We start from the raw sequence: 17932 nt of genomic DNA on the forward strand, positions 1-17932 counted from the left end.
ATTCTATGTAAGAAAATATGAAACAGGATACAACGTAGCCTGCTACCAATTTTAGTCATCTAAAGTAAAATTAGGTTTTTTACTAAACTTTGATTTTATGGCTTTGATGCTAGCTGTAAGCCAAGTTGTCCCTTTGACAGGGCGTGTAACTTTATTGCCTTGATAATTGATTTGAGTCGCTTTTTGAAATGGACCATAAGCTTTTACTAAATAGTCTTCAGGTTTATAACCATTATCCAATGCTTCTTGATAATATTGATCAAATAACTCAACTAAGTCTTGTCTTGGATGAGGCATGATTTTTCCATCAAACCAATGTTTTTGATTGTTTTTTTCTAGGCGCGGTAACGAGTATTTATGGCTAAACTGAGTACCCATGTCGGAGTAATGTAGAATTTTGATGTCTTCTATTTTTAAGCCTTCACCATCAATACAGTTATATGAATTATTGTAGTTTTGGACTAAATGCGGTTGGTCTTTGATTAGTTGCATTAACTTCTTGTGACCATCTGGATCCGATTGCAACGTTTTAAGTGAAGGTAAATATTGTTTAGCTTTTTTACAATCCCAAACACAAGTACATAAACGAGCTGAACTTTTGCCACCTTTGGCGATGACGATTGCATCATCTTTCATCGGATGCGACCATAACTCTGCGATATCACATAAAACGATGACATCAGCATCCATATAGATCGAACGCCCTTCAAAGTTGGATGATTCAGGAATTGCCCAACGGAAACCAGAAAATGGGGTTGCCCATTTCTCAGTATGCCATCCTTCATGCGTTTCTTGATTGCTATACCACGGACTAGTAGGATCATGGCTCAACTGCATCCATGTAATTTCAATTGGGTGCTGTGTATTTTTACGGATGCTATAATCAAGCACCATCATTTGTTCTAAATCACAGTTATTTGGATCACAGCCAACAAAAATTTTAATTGTTTCTTTGGGCATTCTGATTCTCGTCACGCAGAAGATAGCAAGCAGTTTGATAAGTATAATCTGAAAGCAAATAATACAAAACCCTTTGTTAAAATGAATTCAAATAATGTCTAGTTTAATTTTATAGAAAATTGTTATTATTGAATTTAAGAATAAATTTAGCCTTAGTTTATGAGAAATTTTGTTATTAGTTTGTCTAGCGCGACTCTTCGACGAGCGCATATAAGTTCGGAGTTTGCTAAAGAAAAGGTCGATTTCGAGTTTTTTGATGCAATTACCCCTGTGACATTACAAGCAACTTCATCTGCAATAGGCTTAGTAACTAAGCAAACTGATTTACATCAGAATGAAGTTGCTTGTCTATTGAGTCATGTGGTGTTGTGGAAAAAAGCAGTAGATGAACAGTTAGACTATATTGCTATTTTTGAAGATGATATTTATTTGGGTAAACAGGCTGTTTCGTTTCTTACCAATGTTGCGTGGATACCATCTTTCTGCGGCATCATTAAATTAGAAACCTTAAATAAAAAGATTCAACTTCCTAAGATGCAATCAATTATTCCTTTGCATTTGAATAGAAAACTCATGTTATTGGGCGAGCCACATATGGGTGCAGGTGGTTATATACTTTCATTAAATGTCGCGAAGGAATTATTGGAGTATGTATTGCGAAGTCCAAAACTAATACCAATTGATCATATTCTTTTTAGAGAATTCCCTGAGTCCTCAGGCGAAAAGATTTTTCAATTGTCCCCAGCAATATGTATTCAAGATGTGATTTTAACCAAAGGCAAGACAAACTTTCCAAGTTCACTTGAAAACGTGAGAAATGCGCGAAAGGGTGAGGATAAAAGTAAGAAGAAATTAACTTTATTGGGCAAAATGAAACGTGAAATGAGTCGTTTAATCTTGCAAGTTCATGTATTTTTCCAAGAAAGAATTCAATCTATCAAGGGTAAGGCTTTGATTAAAATAAAATTTAAGTAATACGGCGGCGGTTATGAGTGATGAACAGACTTCTGAGTCGATTATTTGCTTAGTTAAATTTAGGAAGGAATGATTATTATTGAGATGATGGTTGGTAGTAATTTTCAAAATTAGGATTTCCCTTAAACCGCTTATATCCCCACATATATTCAGCAGGAAAGCGGTTGATCATTTGCTCTACCGCTTTATTTAATGCAGTTGTCGCAACTTCTATATCTCGATCATAAAGTTCAGGATCATTGAGATCATCACAGTAGACCTCAAAACCTTCACCATCCTCTCTACGGAAACAACTTAATCCCACTAAGCGGCATTGAGTTTTTTGTGCCATTTTGCTGGCTAAAGTACTGGTTAAGCAAGGAATTCAAAAAAAAGGAACCACGACACCACCAGAGGGTTGAGGGACATGATCTGGCAGAATTACACTGAAACCACCTTGTTTGAGGTTTTTGAATAATGCTTTAACACCGTTGGCATCAGTTGGAACTAATGTCGCGTTTAACCGTTGGCGAGCATGTAAAGCAAAAGCATTAAATCCTGAGTCTTTCATGGGTTTATACATAATGGTAGGAATACCATATTGGTGTACCCACGCATTCATCATTTCCCATGTACCGAGGTGAGGGGTAATAATTAAAGCACCGCGGTGATCATTTAATGCATTTGTTAGTACATCTAAGTGATGAACCGTCTTTATTTGCTGGATACTCCATTCGGGAGGCATTGCCCAGCATTTCCCAGATTCGATATAACTTAGACATTGCTTCGTTACGCTTTCTTTAGCAAGCTTTTCACGCTCACTCTCAGGAATATCTGGATAAGTAAGACTTAGATTTACCCGTGTTTTCCAAAGCATACTTTTATCTGGGTTTTGATTAATAAAGTAAGCCGCCACTTTTGCAATACTGCGCAAAAATGCTAAAGGTAGGATACGGAGTAAAGTGGTATAAAACGACATTGCGATTAATCTTGTTTATTCGCGTTGCCTTTCAGCACCATATAAATCAAACCGACAAAAATGACAAAAGCACCCGCAAGGCTACTTACACAGAAAAAGACAATACGGTCATAGGTGGTTAAATTAAATAATTGATTGTCTAGAATATAGCGCATGAAAAACCATTGTACGATTGCAAAAACAATTAGCACAATACCACGACGACGGACTTCAGGACGCATAGCCATTTGGTTGCTCGCAACTTATCTAAAACAGTGCGCTATTATGCCACTGCTGAGAATTGATCTCAAATGAATAAAAGTATTCTATTCAGGCCTCTAGGAAATAACTACATGATTGTTTTCAGACGGCTTGAGATCGCGTGTTGGTTTGTGGAGCCTACTTTGGAGGCTTTATCCGATAAGCATTGATATTGCCGTAACAATTTCGAAAACGTTTATAGGACCAAATATACTGTTCAGGTGCTTGGTTAATTATGTCTTGCATGGCAAGATTTAAACTGTCCACCGACAGCTGTAGATCTGTCGATAAAATATCTTGAGATAATTCTGTACAGTACACATCAAAACTCGCTGCGTTAGCACTACGAATACAACTTAATCCAACCACATTGCATTGTGTTTTAGCCGCCATTTTAGAGACCAGTGTCGTGGACAAAGTATTTTGCTGGAAAAAATATGAATAAATACCGCCACTCGGTTTTGGCAGATGATCCGGTAAAATCACCGTCAGCCCACCTTGTTTTAAGTGTCTGAAGATACTGCGGATACCCGTTTCATTAGTGGGAACAAGGGTTGCATTAAACTTTTGCCGTGCAGCTAAAATATAGCGATTAACACCTTTAATTTTATAGGGTTTGTACATAATCATGGGTTGCGTATAGACATTTAACCATGCATTTAACAGCTCCCAACAACCAAAATGAGGAATGACCACAATCACGCCTTTTTTATTGGCTAAAGCCTCTGTTAGAACAGATTCCCCCTGAATATTTTTTAATAAATCTAGGTTGTATTGTGGTGGCATTCCCCAACATTTTAAAAATTCAATATAGGTCTGGCACTGGCTTTGAATGCTGAGATGAACACGTTTCTGGAGTGCTATTGGGTCGAGCTCAGGGTAGGCCAACTGCAGATTAATAGTGGTGATACGCTTGATTGAAGAGTCACTATAGTAAAGCAGGTGTGCAATTCCGCGTGCGATGTATTGTAAAAAGAACAATGGAAAAAGTGAGATGATTTTAAGCAGATAATAAATAGCCATATTTTGACTCAGAAATCTTTTGAAAAGATGAGATGAGAGAAAATTTTGCAAAGAGACTTAAAAATCTAAGATAGATAGAATCAAAAAAAGATGAGCGTCTTAAGAACAAAATAAATGAATAAATCAATAGAGTGATTCAGTGCCAGAACTGCTGCAATAAAATATAGACTATCGTGAATCACTGTAAGGGGGATAGATCAAAAGTTCAAAAGAAATTTTGGAAAATTTGAAGCGAAAATAATATCTATGGAATGGATGGTCTGGTCTTGAATGAAAAAACCCTGCGCATGGCAGGGTTTCTTTAATCAAAATCTAAAGATTATTTTGTTTCTTCAGCTTTTGGTTTTTCACGTAAGCGAATACCTAAATCACGTAGTTGATTTGATTCAACTGGTGCAGGCGCTTGCGTTAATGGACATTCAGCAGTTTTGGTTTTCGGGAATGCAATCACATCACGAATAGACGCACCACCCGTCATGAGCATGACTAAACGGTCTAGACCGAATGCTAAACCACCATGCGGAGGAGCACCGTAACGTAATGCATTGAGTAAGAAGCTAAATTTCTCTTCTGCTTCTTCTTCACCAATACCTAAAGCTTCAAAAATTGCTTTTTGCATTTCTAGGTTATGAATACGCAGTGAACCACCACCAATTTCAGTACCGTTTAAAACCATGTCATAAGCCACAGAAAGCGCAGCACCTGGGTTATTTTTCACATCTTCAACGCTTGATTTAGGCAGTGTGAATGGGTGGTGAACAGAAGTCCATTTGCCATCATCTGTTTCTTCAAACATTGGGAAGTCAACCACCCAAAGCGGTGCCCATTCGCAAGTCGACATTTTCAAGTCATGACCGACTTTAATACGTAAAGCACCCATGGCATCGTTCACAACTTTAGCTTTGTCTGCACCAAAGAACACGATATCGCCATTTTCTGCGCCAACACGTTTCAAGAGATCAAGCACGATTGGCTCGATGAATTTCACGATTGGAGATTGTAAACCTTCGATACCTTTTTCAAGCTCGTTTACTTTGATGTACGCTAAACCTTTTGCACCATAGATGCCGACAAATTTCGTGTATTCATCGATTTGGCTACGTGGTAAAGAACCTGCACCTGGAACACGTAATGCAACGATACGGCCTTTAGGATCTTTCGCTGGACCTGCGAATACTTTGAATTCAACTTCTTGCATCAGGTCTGCAACGTCAACCAATTTCAAAGGAATACGTAAGTCTGGTTTGTCCGATGCATAGTCACGCATAGCATCTGTATAGGTCATGCGCGGGAATTTATCGAATTGAACATTAAGCAGTTCTTTGAACATCTTAACCGTCAACGTTTCCATTAAATCCATGATGTCATCGTCACTCATGAACGATGTTTCAACGTCGATTTGGGTGAATTCAGGCTGACGGTCTGCACGTAAGTCTTCATCACGGAAACATTTTGCGATTTGGTAGTAACGATCGATACCACCGACCATCAATAATTGTTTGAATAATTGTGGTGATTGTGGAAGTGCGTAGAAGCTACCGTTTGAAACACGGCTTGGCACTAAGTAGTCACGCGCACCTTCAGGCGTTGCACGGGTTAAAATCGGAGTTTCAACGTCCAAGAAACCATTGTCTTCGAAATAGTTACGAATTAAGTTGGTTAGTTTAGAACGGAAACGTAAACGATCTAACATTTCAGGACGACGGATGTCCAAGAAACGGTATTTCAAACGAATTTCTTCAGAAATATTGGTGTTGTCGTCATTCAATGGGAACGGCGGAGTTTCTGATGCAGCAAGAACTTCGATTTCTTTACCCAACACTTCGATTTGACCGCTCACCATATTGGCATTTTCTGTGCCTTCATAACGGCGACGTACACGACCTGTAATTTTTAATACGAATTCTGAACGTACTTTATCTGCAGTTGCGAATGCTTCAGGAGTGTCTGGGTCAATAACCACTTGCACAAGACCATCACGGTCACGCATATCAAGGAAGATGACACCACCGTGGTCACGGCGACGGTGTACCCAACCGCAGAGAGTTACTGTTTCATCAATTTGAGTTTCGGTTAAAGAACCGCAGTAATGAGTTCGCATCATGGCGTTAAAAATCCAACTATATGGCTAAAGGTAGCGAATACGTAAACAGCGTACCGCCAGAAATAAAGGTAGGATTATGCCTCTTTGGGCATTGACTCTCAAGGCATAGCTTAAAAAAGGCATGAAATAGCATTTAAGCGTTGGTCTAAATTCAGCCTAAACGATAGTCTCGATCTAAAAATAAAAACAGAATGCAGCCAAAGATTAGAATTAGCAAAGCGACTTGGCTAAATTCATTAATACTTCGCCCCGTAAAATAATACAGGTCTGACTGCCACACTTGAGTGGGGATATAACGTGCATAGTCCCAAACACTGACTAAACCGCCCAACAGGCTCAGTATGAACAGCCCCATCGCGAAGCGTTTGATTTTTAGACTGACAGGAAAATGTTGCTGATAGGTTTGGTAATAACGCCAACACATCCACGCCAACAAGGGGAGGGCCAGTGCCGATGTACCAATTTGTAAAATGCGGTGTAGAGGATAATAGTGCCCTAACAAAGGAATCTTCTGGCTTAAAAATTCATGTCCGAACAAGGTGCGGAAGTCGACATGGGTGAGTCCATCCCATAACAGATGCGTTGCTGTGCCGAGCAGTATCGCGAGAATAACGCCCACCGAAAATTTAAAAAAACGCAGCATATTGCTGAGTCTTAATTCATGCTGAATGCCTAAAAAACGATAAAAACAGGGCCGTAATAGCGCGTACCACAAAACACAAAAACTGAGTCCAATCCAAAGATCGGGGTGAATCAGTGAAGTCCAGTAGTGGGTCGTATTTGAATTGGCTTGTGTAAACAGTCGATAAAGATCGGGGGTCATACTGCCAATGGCAATGGCAGCAATCGGTAAACGGTCACCACTGAGTTTGGCTAAAGGGGGCGCGAGAACGGCATGTGAAATGGTAAAGGGCATTGATCTGTTGGTGTTGGCATCGACTTAGTTGGATAGGGCAGTTTATCTTTTTTCTGCGATTGGAATGTTTTTTATTGCAATGAATTTGAAATGTTATATTATAACGTTATTCAAAAATTGTACGCTTGAGTGAGTTCCATGGCTTTCCATAAAAATTTGATAACGCTCTCTATTTTGGCGGTGGTCGCACCTGCCGTTTTTGCAGATGACACAACAACACAACAACTTGAAACGTTGACCAGCCAAGCACATCCACTCGTTCAGACCGCTGCTGATTTTGCCGTCGCCGATCAGATTATCGAGCAAAAAAGCTTAAAAGAACGTGCACCGACCATCGGGGATGCTTTGGCCGATGAGCTAGGCTTATATTCAAATCAATATGGTTCAGGTTCAAGTCGACCCGTGATTCGTGGTCAAGATGGCCCACGCGTGAAAGTCTTACAACATGCTTCAGAAACTGCTGATGTCTCGTGTTTATCGCCAGACCATGCCGTGACGGTCGATCCGATTTTGGCCAAGCAAATTGAAATCATCCGTGGCCCTTCAACCCTGTTATATAGTGCAGGTACCGTGGGCGGTTTGGTCAATGTCACCGATCAAAAAATTCCAACCAGCATGCCTGAAAAAGGTTTAGAAGGTACGGCTGGATTACGCTACAACTCTGGCAGTGATGAAAAGTTGGCCAGTGCTGGGGCGACGGTTGCTTTGGGCAGTCAGTTTGCTCTACGGGTTGAAGGTTCAAAGCGTGAAGCGAATGACTATATTGCGCCGAACTATTTCCATGAGCATGAGGGTGAACTCGAAAAAGAACGTCGTGTCGGAAATACCTTTGCCAAAGGCGAAACTGTCAGTGTTGGTGGTTCATGGATTGGTGAGCGTGGTTTTGCGGGTATCGCCTATACCAACCGTCAAGATCAATACGGTTTACCTGGGCACAGCCATGAATATGAAAGTTGCACTGTATCAGGTAATTTATTAATTGGATGTGGTGAGGAAGATTATGGCGACGAACATGAGACAGGGCCTTGGGTTGATTTAAAGTCGGAGCGTTATGACTTCCGTACAGAAATTTTAAATCCGCTTGCAGGGTTTGAGAAGTTACGTGCCCATGCCAGTTATACCGACTACCAACATGATGAAATTGAAGGCGATAGTGTTGCAACTACCTTTAAAAGTAAAGGTTATGATGCGCGTCTAGAAATGGTGCATCAGCCGATTGCGGATTGGGAAGGTGTGGTTGGCGTACAGTACAATCAACAAAAACTAGATATCACTGGTGAAGAGTCTATTTTAGAACCGGCCAAGACGCAAAAGTGGAGCGTATTTGGTTTAGAACATAAGCAGTGGAATGACTTTCATTTTGAGTTAGGGGCACGTGTCGATCATCAGACCATTGATATTGAGTCCAATCGAAAAGACTATGATGATTATGCCGTGTCCTATTCGAGTGCTGTGAATTGGATGTTTGCACCGAACTATAAGCTGTCTTTGGTTGGATCACATCAAGAGCGTTTACCTTTGGCGCAAGAGCTTTATGCTGATGGTAAGCATCTTGCAACCAATACCTATGAACGTGGCAATGAAAATCTCGATGTCGAAAAGTCCAATAACTTAGAGTTAGGTTTCCATTACGATACGGATAAAATTGATTATCACGTTCATGTTTACCACAACTGGTATGACAACTACATTTATGCTCAAACCGCAGACCGATACGAAAACTTCCGTCTAGTGGACTACACCCAAGACAAAGCACGTTTTTATGGGACTGAAGCGGAAGCGTCTTATACCATCAATGATGTGTATAAAATGAGTGTCTTTGGTGATTATGTCCGTGGCAAAATTGACAATGAAAATGCTCCGCGGGTGCCTGCTGGCCGTTTAGGAACAAAAGTGAATGCGAACTTTAGTGACACGTGGTCGGGAACGGCAGAGTACTACCATGTGTTTGAGCAAGATCGAATTGCAAGCTATGAGACCGAAACCGAGGGTTATAACATGGTGAATTTGGGCTTGGCGTATAATGGTCAGTATATGCAGGGCAATGATTATCGCGTGTATTTCAAAGCCAATAACCTCCTAGATGAGACGGTTTATTCGCATACCTCTTTCTTATCGACCATTCCACAAGTTGGGCGTAACTTCACAGTTGGACTGGACTTTAGTTTCTAAGACGCTGTTTAAAGTGATTTAAGCAAAGCGTTCGACAACAGAAATCCTCTTGAAAAATCAAACAATAAAACCTAGTCTGAGTATATTGGATTAGGTTTTTTGTTATGCGTATCTTTCGAAAATTACATCAAAAGCTCAACTGGACATCGACCCGTTATGTCGGTGTCGTGGTGGGTTTATTGGCTCTGACTTATTTAACCTCCGCAGTTTACCATAGCGTTAAACCACTGCCTGATGGGTTGGACTATACAGGCAAGTTACGTCATGCCGATGTCAAATTTATTGCAGATCAAACCTACATCGATGCACAAGGCAAGCAGCAACAAAATCATCATATTTTCAACGCAGTATTTAAACTGATTGAAGATGCACAAACCACGATTGTGTTGGATATGTTCTTGTTTAATGATGATGTGGGGACATCTCAAGCATCACAACGTGCTTTGACTCGTCAGCTGACCGATGCGTTGATTGTCAAGCGAAGCTTGCATCCGAATATTGAAATCAAAGTCATTACTGACCCGATTAACTCGGTATATGGTGGGCTATTACCTGAGCATTACCGTAAGTTACGTCAGGCAGGCGTGGATGTAATTGAAACCGATTTACGTCCGCTCCGTGCATCGAATCCAGTTTGGTCTGGTTTTTGGTATCTCTGTTGCCAAAATGCAGGCAATAATCCCGACGGCGGTTGGTTAAGAAACCCGTTTGGGGATGAAAAAATTACCCTACGTAGTTATTTAAACTTATTTAACTTTAAAGCCAATCACCGCAAAACATTGGTGGTCGATACCGCGGAAGGTTGGAAAACCTTGGTCACATCTGCGAATCCACATGATGGCAGTTCGCGACACTCCAATGTAGCGCTGTTGGTGACAGGCAATACGGCAATTGATGTCTTGAAAACCGAGCAAACTGTGGCTCACCTGTCTCAGGGCGATGTGCCGATGGTGATTCTAGGCGAAATTGCAGGAAATCCATCTCAACCGCAGGTACAGGTGCTGACGGAAAAAGCAATCCTAGACGCAACACTCAACTTGTTGAATACGGCAAAAACCAATGACCAGATTGATTTGGCGATGTTCTATTTGTCTGAGCGTCAAATTATCAATGCTTTAAAAGATGCGCAGAACCGCGGCGTTAAACTTCGGATTTTACTCGACCCAAATAAAGATGCATTTGGTCGTCAAAAGAATGGAATTCCCAACCGTCAAGTTGCGTCTGAGCTTAACGATGCAGGTATTACAGTACGTTGGTGTAATACTCAAGGAGAGCAGTGTCATAGCAAAATGATTTTAAAACGCCATGCGCAAGAAGCAGAGCTCATTTTAGGTTCTGCGAATTTTACCGCACGGAATTTGAAGAATTATAACTTAGAGACCAATTTACGTGTGATTGGCCAGTCTAACGCAGCGGTGTTTACAGATGCACAGCAATATTTTGATGGGGCATGGTCGAACTTAAATGGTCGTCAAATGAGTGTGGGCTATGAGCAATATAAAGATGAGTCGAAACTCAAATATGGGCTATACCGCTTTATGGAGTGGAGTGGTTTGTCGACGTTTTAATTTCGAATTCCTTTTGCCGTTTCATGAAAAGCGGCACTCCCTCTATTGTGCAAGATGAAAAGTCCCTCTTTTTAAAGAGGGATTTAGGGAGATTTAATTTTTAAGATTTTACTGTTCAGGATTTGGCGGGATGATCTCATCCAAATCTTTATCGGTCATCTTATCGAGTTCATGCAGATCAGTTTTGATTTTCCATTTTTCAATATCTTCTACAGGGCTTGGTAGGCGTGCTTCTAACCAGTCACAAATGACATCAGGTGGAAAATCAGGATGGTTACACTGAATGACCCATGCCAAGAATTGCTTGGCTTCACCATTCATATACGGCGGCGGTGACACAGGTAAAAACTGCGTCGGTAGGCGCTCATTTTTAGAAATATAGTTCAGTACATGTCCCAACTCTTGTACCGTTTGCCATGCCAAAGGATGATCTACATCAATTTGAAACTTAAACCACCATGCACTTTTTCCATCTGTGCCATAAGCATCAATCAGATTTTTTTGAATACTGGGCACTTTTGCAAAATATTCATAGAGTCGATCAAAACTTAATTCAGCCACGATTGTTCATCCAATACATTTATAAACAAAGATTAAGTATAAACTGAAAACATATACGATTTTTTGCTTTTCAAAGAAATCCTGCTTCATACCTTATAGTGGTGATAATGGTCAGTGATCCAAAATTGATGGCTTGTACATTTTTCATCCATAAAATAGGTTTAAAATAATAATATAGGACTTACGCACTGTTATTTATAGACTCTCTGTGGTAGCAGATGATTTTTATCGAGAATAAAGTCATCAATGAAGTTTTTGATCATTGGTCTAAATAACTTCTTCTGCCAACGATATACATTTTCAAAGATCCGCTCAAACTGGTTCTTTTGTATCTCAACATAGGCCATCAAGGCTGAAAAAATATGATTCGAAATCAGTTTAGATCGTCTTACTTGAAACTTTTCAATATGACAAACCTGTTTAATCACTCGGTGATATTGTTCTATTTTCCAATGACTTGAATGTAATTCATGAAAACCCTCAAAGGACAATAAATCATCTTCATCTTGATGCACAATATAAAACCTCTGCTGTTCTTTTAACTGAGTCTTAAATAATTGTACAAAGCCAAAATCTTTGAGCCAGACCACTTGACCCTGATGGAAATTTGGCAATAAACGCAGTTGAAACCATTGTCCTTTTTCTGGGGAAACCTTACGGTTACAGTCGATACCAAACATAAATCGAATACCATGTTTTCTTATGGTTTTTAGATTTCCAGTCGATGAATACCAACTATCACCTGTAATAAATTGAATCTTTGCACCCCAACTGAGTACTTCACTTAACATATCCATAAAGTAATCATTCTTGGTTTTACCTTCAGATTTGTCATAAATTCGGAAATTAATTGGAATATTTTGACCATTTTGATCTGTCGCATACAAGGTAATGAGATTAATACCCTTGACGGATCGGTGGTGTTTGCCTGACCAAAAATAGCTAACTAAGTCCATATGCTGACTATATGGTTTATCTAAAACAGTATCATCAATACTGACTATAAGTTTATTATTATCAATATGTTGAATTGCTTCTTGATATAGGTCGTGAGGTGTGTAGTCTTCACGTTCTAGAAAGCGATTTACACTATCATGCGAGATGTTATAAGTCTCGGCAAGTTGTGTGCAGCTAATAGAGTTCGGTTCTGTCATGAGAAAGCCCATATAAATGGGTAGAGTACAAGTTGCTGTAGAAGCATTTTTAATTCGTCTGATCACAGATACTTTATAAAGTATTTTAATACTTTTTTGAATCCGTCAATGCGTAAGTCCTATAATATTAACCTCAGTGGAGGAAGATGATGAAATATTTAAAAATAATCTATGGAATAAGTTTACTCAGCTTATTTCCTGCACTGAGTTTTGCTCAACCAGCGACGCGTTATTATGGAAAACCGCTGACTTCGCAAACCCAGCGTTTCCCAACCTATGCTGGACCGTATCAAGGTGCAATGCCCAGACCTACATCACCGCCTCAAATTGAACCCCCTCATCACAGACCACCTCCGCACCATCCATCACATGGCGGATATCCAATGCGACCCGGTGTGAGTATTATTTACCGAGCGCCCAGCTATTCAACCTATAGTCAGGAAACCAATAGCTATGTGTATGGGGATGGCGACTCCAGTATTGAAAGCCGTGATTATGTGTTGATTAGCGATTGGCGACGTTTGGGATTGCCAGACCCACCTGAAGGTATGCACTGGATCTATGAAAATGGGCGCTACACTTTAGAACCTGATTCAAAATAAATGAATCTTTGCTTGATACAGAAAACCCTCCCTTGTTTAGACGGAGGGTTTTTTAGTGGTCAATAAAGAATTAAGCGAGTTCATCATCTTGTGGGCGTGGTGTTTTCCCTTCAGGCAAAGGCTTGTCGGCATGTTTATCCCGAATAACTGAAGGGTAATTCCACGATGCATAACGCACCACCAAAATTGCAATCGCCATAATTAAAATTGAACCCGTAATAATCACCAAATCCATATCAGCTTTGTGGTCATGCTGGATATCGGAAATTAAAAGTCGGGTGAGGGCAGTGATGGCAATATAAATTAAAAAGCGGACAGGCATGTGGTTGGTTTTAAAATAGATACCAACCATTGCACCAAGTTCTAAGTAGATGAATAACAGTAAAATATCATCAATTGAGGCATATTGTTTAATGGTCAGGATCTCATAAACGGTATGTCCTGCCGACCAAATCACCATACAGCCAATAATAAATAAAGCCACATAGTGAAAGCTTTCTACTGCAGTATTGCCCAGTTTATCGAGGAGGGTTTCTATTTTCTCTATTTTAGGGTCACGGTTAGTCATGGCTGCCTCCTGATATGTTGATGGTGGTTTATTGCATCATAAGCAAATTTCATGCACATGACGTATAAAAGCAAAAATAAAGCTGAGCCATAAAAAAACGCCTGACGAAGCAGGCGTTTTTTTATTCAGTCTTTAAGCGATTAAGCTTGGCTGGTGAAGTAGTCTTCAGAGAAGTTCATGATGACTTCTGCACCTGCTTTTACTTTTGCAATACGTAAGTCGATTTCAGGCAAAATACGTTGAGCAAAATAAGCTGCAAGTGCCAGTTTGTTTTGATAGAAGTCACCATCTTTAGCTTTTGCAGCATTGGCAATTCTTGCAAACATATAGGCAAAGCTGAGTAGGCCGACTGCATGTAAGTAATCTACTGCTGCTGCATTCGGGAACTCTGCACTTTCAGCAGCACGTTCAAGAACATACTTGGTCACTTCTTCCACTTCAGTTGCTGCATCGAGTGTTGCATCTTTAATGAAGTTTAGGTCTGCATCTAAGCCGTTAGCAAAGTCACGGATTTCAGTAATGTAGTCTGCGATGAATGCACCACCACATTTAATGGTTTTACGACCGATTAAATCTTGAGACTGAACGCCGTTGGTACCTTCATAGATTTGTGCAATACGTAAGTCACGTACACATTGCTCCATGCCCCATTCACGAATATAACCATGACCACCGAAGACCATTTGTGCATCTAAAGTTGCTTGGAATGCTGTGTCGGTTAAATACGCTTTTGCAATTGGGGTTAACAATGCCACGCGGTCATTGGCTGCTTTCACAGCTTCAGGGTCTGTTGAGAACTTGGTGATATCCAGTTGCTGACCCACGTAAACTGCAAATGCGCGAGATGCTTCATTATTGGCACGTGCATTAAGCAACATGCGACGCACATCACCATGAACTAGAATGCTATCAGCAGGTTTAGCTGGCGATTGAACACCAGAAGCGCTACGACCTTGTAGACGGTCTGTTGCGTACTGTGCCGCATTTTGGTAAGCAAATTCAGATGCGCCTAAACCTTGAATACCCATCGACAAACGTTCGTAGTTCATCATCACGAACATTGCCGCAAGGCCTTCATTTTCTTTACCCACCAAGTAACCTTTGGCACCGTCAAAGTTCATTACACAAGTTGCAGACGCTTTGATCCCCATTTTGTGTTCAATTGAACCTGGACCTGCCGCATTACGCTCGCCTACAGAACCATCTGCATTCACTAAGAATTTAGGTACGATGAATAATGAAATACCACGTGAACCCGCAGGTGCATCAGGAGTTTTTGCCAAAACTAAGTGAATGATGTTTTCAGCTAAGTCGTGGTCACCGCCAGTAATAAAGATTTTGGTCCCTGTAATGTTATAGGTGCCGTCTTCGTTACGTTCAGCTTTAGTTTTGATAATGCCTAAATCTGTACCTGCATGTGGCTCAGTTAAACACATGGTCCCAGACCATTCGCCTGAGTAAATTTTAGGTAAATAGGTTTCTTTTTGTTCTTGCGATGCATAGCTGTTCAGCGCCATGCCAGCACCGACAGAAAGAAGCGGGTAGAGCATGAATGATGGGTTAGTTGCGAACAGCATTTCATCTGCAAGAACAGTCAGCATTTTTGGCATGCCTTGACCGCCCCATTCTTCATCAGCCGCTAAGCCAATCCAACCGCCTTCAGCATATTGCTTAAACGCTTCTTTAAAACCCGCAGGGGTAGTCACTGCACCATTACTAAATGTTGCACCTTCTTCATCACCTGTACGGTTTATAGGTAGGGTGACGTTCTGCGCAAATTTAGCCATTTCCTCGAGGATCGCTTCAGCCGTCGCACTGTCTACATGAGCTAGATTTTCATTAGACTGCCAGAACTGATCTGCATTGAAAACGTCATTGAGGATAAACTTCATATCCGCAAGTGGGGCATTATAAATTGGCATGTTCGTTCACCTGTTTATTGTTTGAATTTCTGTAGACTTAGGACAGCTTAATTAACAACGGAGAGTGTTGTCAGATGACCCAAGCGAAATAACGCTCTATTTATAAAGAAAAAGGACTGCCAAAGCTATGACTGTCCTTTTTCATTTCTGTACTCAAGAGTACAACTATTTCGAATATCGAATTAGTTATTAACTACTTAGAATGCAAAGTGCTCTGCATCTAATGCGAATAACGGTTCTACGCCACCAGCAATCACGTCAACGTGTGAGCGAACACGTGGAAGGATCTTCTTGAAGTAGAAACGTGCAGTCGTTGTTTTTGCGTTGTAGAAGTCAACTTCAGTGGTACCTGCAGCCAATGTTTCTTGTGCTACAAGTGCCATGCGCGCCCATAGGTAAGCAAGGGTTACATAACCAGAGAAGTAGAGGTAATCGACCGCAGCAGCACCCACTTCATCTGGGTTTTGCATTGCTTTCATACCAATTTGCATGGTTAAGTCGCCCCACTCTTTGTTCAGAGCAGCAAGAGGTTCAACAAACTCTTTCATTGCAGCATTGTCTTTGTTTGCTTCAACAAATTTGTGAATAATCTTAGTGAAGTCTTTCAACATTGCACCTTGAGTACCCAAAACTTTACGACCTAACAAGTCAAGCGCTTGGATTTCAGTTGTCCCTTCGTATAGACACGCAATACGTGTATCACGAACGATTTGTTCCATACCATGCTCTGAAATAAAACCATGACCACCAAACACTTGAACGCCGTGTTTTGCAGATTCAGAACCTGTTTCAGTCAAGAATGCTTTTGCAATTGGGGTAAGGAGTGACAAGATGTTGTCAGAAGATTTACGCTCTTCTTCAGTTGCACCTTGCTCAACTACGTCAGCATGTAGAGACAATAAGTAAACCAGTGCACGACCACCTTCAGCAAATGCTTTTTGAGTTAACAGCATGTTACGAACAGCAGGGTGAACAATAATTGGATCGGCTTCTTTTTCTGGTGCTTTAGGACCTGTCAAAGAACGCATTGCCAAACGGTCTTTCGCATAAGTTAATGCACCTTGGAATGCACCTTCAGATGCAGCAAGACCTTGAACAGCAGTACCAATACGTGCGGTGTTCATGAAAGTGAACATGCAGTTTAAGCCACGGTTTTCAGGGCCAATCAGGAAACCTTTTGCATTGTCAAAGTTGATCACGCAAGTTGAGTTACCATGGATACCCATTTTGTGTTCGATAGAACCACAACGCACCGCGTTACGCTCACCCACAGTACCGTCTGCGTTTAAATTAAACTTTGGTACGATGAATAAAGAAATACCTTTGGTGCCTTTAGGTGCGCCAGGAAGACGAGCAAGGACGATGTGAACAATGTTCTCAGCCATGTCATGTTCACCCGCTGAGATAAAGATTTTCTCACCCGTGATTGCATAGCTACCGTCTGCTTGTGGTTCAGCTTTCGTACGGATAATCCCCAAGTCAGAACCTGCATGAGATTCTGTCAAGCACATCGTACCTGTCCAAACACCTGAAACAAGGTTTGGTAAGTAAGCATCTTTTTGTTCAGCAGAACCGTGATGTTCTAAAGTACGAACTGCACCATGAGAAAGACCTGGGTACATGCCCCATGCCCAGTTTGCAGTACCGACCATTTCTGAAATCACGTTACCCAAAGAAACAGGTAATGCTTGACCGCCGTATTGCTCTTCAGCAGAAAGAGAAGGGAAGCCAAGTTCGATATATTTTTGATACGCTTCTTTAAAGCCAGTTGGAGTTGTAACAACGCCATCATTCCAAGTACAACCTTCGCGGTCGCCGCTTTGGTTGATTGGAGACAATTCGTTTTCACAGAAATCTGCAGCAGCTTCTAAATATTGGTCAACCAATTCACGGCTTACGGTTTCCTGAAATGCAGGCAATTTAGAATAGTGTTCTTCTGCATTCAATAGCTCATGCAGTACGAATTGCATATCACGTAAGGGCGCTTTGTATTGTGGCATATCGGTTTCCTCAATACTGGTTTAACCAGCTTATAATCCTAATAAACATAAAAACGTGTCTTCTTTGACACGGATTGGAATAACTTAATCGTGCAACATCTTCTAATTTGGTACAAGCGGTTCGGGTGCTTTTCTTGGTGACTGTAAAGTCAAATAAATATTATTCAAAATCGCTAAGTGCACTGAGTGTAAACAGTTTTGCTGCTTTT

Annotated in this window: 14 protein-coding genes and 1 pseudogene; 4 read left to right on the top strand and 11 right to left on the bottom strand. The window is 40.9% G+C overall.

All coding sequences use genetic code 11. From position 1 onward, the window contains the following. Positions 1 to 51: 51 nt before the first annotated feature. Positions 52 to 960: a glycosyltransferase family protein gene (locus tag AC4MDD_RS02935; protein WP_004697719.1), complete on the bottom strand. Its 909-nt coding sequence runs from the start codon at positions 958 to 960 to the stop codon at positions 52 to 54. A gap of 159 nt (positions 961 to 1119) precedes the next feature. On the opposite strand from AC4MDD_RS02935, the gene AC4MDD_RS02940 reads away from it, so the two are divergent. Next, a complete protein-coding gene (locus AC4MDD_RS02940; RefSeq protein WP_125280189.1) occupies positions 1120 to 1935 on the top strand; it encodes a glycosyltransferase family 25 protein in 816 nt (271 codons plus the stop codon). A gap of 76 nt (positions 1936 to 2011) precedes the next feature. Here the strand turns inward: AC4MDD_RS02940 and AC4MDD_RS02945 are convergent. The 5 genes and pseudogenes from AC4MDD_RS02945 to AC4MDD_RS02965 form a co-directional block, all read right to left on the bottom strand. Beyond that, a pseudogene (locus tag AC4MDD_RS02945) lies at positions 2012 to 2893 on the bottom strand (lysophospholipid acyltransferase family protein). A gap of 5 nt (positions 2894 to 2898) precedes the next feature. After that, positions 2899 to 3120 (bottom strand): hypothetical protein, encoded by a 222-nt coding sequence (locus AC4MDD_RS02950; protein WP_125281242.1) that lies wholly within the window; start codon positions 3118 to 3120, stop codon positions 2899 to 2901. Positions 3121 to 3271: 151 nt separating this feature from the next. Next, the gene (locus tag AC4MDD_RS02955) at positions 3272 to 4156 is read right to left on the bottom strand and encodes a lysophospholipid acyltransferase family protein (protein WP_491882265.1); all 885 of its coding nucleotides are present in this window, start codon (positions 4154 to 4156) and stop codon (positions 3272 to 3274) included. 319 nt (positions 4157 to 4475) lie between these two features. Beyond that, positions 4476 to 6260, bottom strand: coding sequence for an aspartate--tRNA ligase (gene aspS / locus AC4MDD_RS02960; RefSeq protein ID WP_491882266.1), 1785 nt, complete (start codon positions 6258 to 6260; stop codon positions 4476 to 4478). Positions 6261 to 6411: 151 nt separating this feature from the next. Further along, entirely contained in the window at positions 6412 to 7176 is a 765-nt protein-coding gene (locus AC4MDD_RS02965) for a DUF4184 family protein (protein ID WP_491882267.1), read from the bottom strand. A 138-nt stretch (positions 7177 to 7314) separates the two neighbouring features. Here AC4MDD_RS02965 and znuD point away from each other — a divergent pair, with 138 nt between their 5' ends. Next, positions 7315 to 9348: a zinc piracy TonB-dependent receptor ZnuD gene (gene znuD, locus AC4MDD_RS02970; RefSeq protein WP_491882268.1), complete on the top strand. Its 2034-nt coding sequence runs from the start codon at positions 7315 to 7317 to the stop codon at positions 9346 to 9348. A gap of 104 nt (positions 9349 to 9452) precedes the next feature. Then, positions 9453 to 10916: a phospholipase D family protein gene (locus AC4MDD_RS02975; RefSeq protein WP_491882269.1), complete on the top strand. Its 1464-nt coding sequence runs from the start codon at positions 9453 to 9455 to the stop codon at positions 10914 to 10916. A 108-nt stretch (positions 10917 to 11024) separates the two neighbouring features. On the opposite strand, the gene AC4MDD_RS02980 is transcribed toward AC4MDD_RS02975, so the two are convergent. Together AC4MDD_RS02980 and AC4MDD_RS02985 are read right to left on the bottom strand one after the other, a co-directional pair. Further along, a complete protein-coding gene (locus tag AC4MDD_RS02980) occupies positions 11025 to 11477 on the bottom strand; it encodes a hypothetical protein (protein ID WP_333640540.1) in 453 nt (150 codons plus the stop codon). Between the two features lie 191 nt (positions 11478 to 11668). After that, complete coding sequence (locus AC4MDD_RS02985; protein ID WP_082188993.1) at positions 11669 to 12697, bottom strand: IS701 family transposase; 1029 nt, start codon at positions 12695 to 12697, stop codon at positions 11669 to 11671. An 80-nt stretch (positions 12698 to 12777) separates the two neighbouring features. On the opposite strand from AC4MDD_RS02985, the gene AC4MDD_RS02990 reads away from it, so the two are divergent. Further along, entirely contained in the window at positions 12778 to 13233 is a 456-nt protein-coding gene (locus AC4MDD_RS02990; protein WP_491882270.1) for an RcnB family protein, read from the top strand. Positions 13234 to 13303: 70 nt separating this feature from the next. On the opposite strand, the gene AC4MDD_RS02995 is transcribed toward AC4MDD_RS02990, so the two are convergent. From AC4MDD_RS02995 to AC4MDD_RS03005, 3 genes are all read right to left on the bottom strand, one after another. Continuing rightward, positions 13304 to 13801 carry a phosphate-starvation-inducible protein PsiE gene (locus AC4MDD_RS02995; protein WP_004983586.1) on the bottom strand — a complete coding sequence of 166 codons (498 nt, stop codon included), beginning with the start codon at positions 13799 to 13801 and terminating at the stop codon, positions 13304 to 13306. 140 nt (positions 13802 to 13941) lie between these two features. Then, on the bottom strand, positions 13942 to 15723 hold the full coding sequence (locus AC4MDD_RS03000; protein WP_286406698.1) for an acyl-CoA dehydrogenase C-terminal domain-containing protein: 1782 nt from the start codon (positions 15721 to 15723) through the stop codon (positions 13942 to 13944). A gap of 197 nt (positions 15724 to 15920) precedes the next feature. Beyond that, positions 15921 to 17723 carry an acyl-CoA dehydrogenase C-terminal domain-containing protein gene (locus AC4MDD_RS03005; RefSeq protein WP_004697748.1) on the bottom strand — a complete coding sequence of 601 codons (1803 nt, stop codon included), beginning with the start codon at positions 17721 to 17723 and terminating at the stop codon, positions 15921 to 15923. Positions 17724 to 17932 lie beyond the last annotated feature (209 nt).

The sequence above is a fragment of the Acinetobacter sp. CAU_H_29a_1 genome (assembly GCF_058599505.1).